Here is a 1079-nt window from a genome sequence, read left to right on the forward strand (position 1 = left end):
ATACCCTTTCTTGTTGTATTCTTCGTCCATGACCGTGGCCGACCACCTGACCCTGAACGAGCTGTGGCGGAGGGTCAAGAAGGCCAAGGACCCGATAGAGAAGCATCGCTTCCTGGCCGTCTACCACGCCAAGCGGGGACTCACCGCCAAGGAGATCGCCAAAATCACCCTCAGCTCCACCCGCTGGGTCCAGGAGACGGTGCGGCGCTACAACCGGGAAGGGCCGGAGGGCTTGAAGGACAAGCGGCACCAGAACCCGGGCCAGAAGCCCAAGCTGACCCCGGAGGAGCAGAGGAGGGTCCTGGAGGCCCTCCAGGGTCCCCCACCCGACGGGGGCCTGTGGACGGGGCCCAAGCTCAGGGACTGGGTGGAGCGGGAGCTGGGGAAGAAGCTCTCCCTCTACCCCATCTACCGTCTCCTCCACGAGATGGGGTTCGCTTTGCGGGTGCCCCGTCCCCGGCACGCCAAGGCGGACGGGGAGGCGCAGGAGGCGTTTAAAAAAACCTCTCCGCCCAGGTCCAGGAGGCGAGGGCCGAGGGGAGGAAGGTGAGGCTTCTGGCGTACGATGAGCATCGGTTGGGGCTCAAGCCGGTGTACCGGCGGGTGTGGGCCAGGCGGGGGGAGAGGCCCTTGGCGGTGGGGGCGCACCGGTACCGGTGGTTTTATGTGTGCACCTTTGTGGAGCCGGAGACGGGGGAGAGCCTGAGCCTTTTGGTGGACGGGATAGACACGGAGGTGATGGGCTGGGTTTTGCGGGAGCTTCGGGCCTGGCTTGGGGAGGGGGAGGAGGCGTGGGTGGTCTTGGACCGGGCGGGGTGGCACGTGTCGGGGCGGGTGGAGGTGCCGGAGGGGGTGCGGCTGGTCTTCCTGCCGCCCTACAGCCCGGAGCTGCAGCCGGTGGAGCGGGTGTGGCCCTTGGTGAACGAGGCGGTGGCCAACCGGTACTTCCGGGACCTTGAGGAGATGATGGAGGCGGTGGCTGAGCGGTGCCGGGTCCTTGCCCAGGACCCCGAGACCCTCAGGCGGCACACCCTGTTCCACTGGTGGCCTAGGACGAAGGAATTAGCATAAAAGGGTAT

Annotated in this window: 2 protein-coding genes; both read left to right on the plus strand. The window is 66.5% G+C overall.

The window, feature by feature from the left end:
* A partial coding sequence (locus tag L0D16_RS12560) for an IS630 family transposase (RefSeq protein WP_279231422.1) occupies positions 1-550 on the plus strand: 550 nt, incomplete at its 5' end.
* On the plus strand, positions 547-1071 hold the full coding sequence (locus L0D16_RS12565; protein ID WP_014509880.1) for an IS630 family transposase: 525 nt from the start codon (positions 547-549) through the stop codon (positions 1069-1071). The genes L0D16_RS12560 and L0D16_RS12565, both read left to right, overlap by 4 nt.
* Positions 1072-1079: the final 8 nt, after the last annotated feature.

Origin of the sequence: Thermus altitudinis, from assembly GCF_022760835.1 — a bacterium.
In the GTDB taxonomy this organism is placed as follows: Bacteria; Deinococcota; Deinococci; order Deinococcales; family Thermaceae; genus Thermus; species Thermus altitudinis.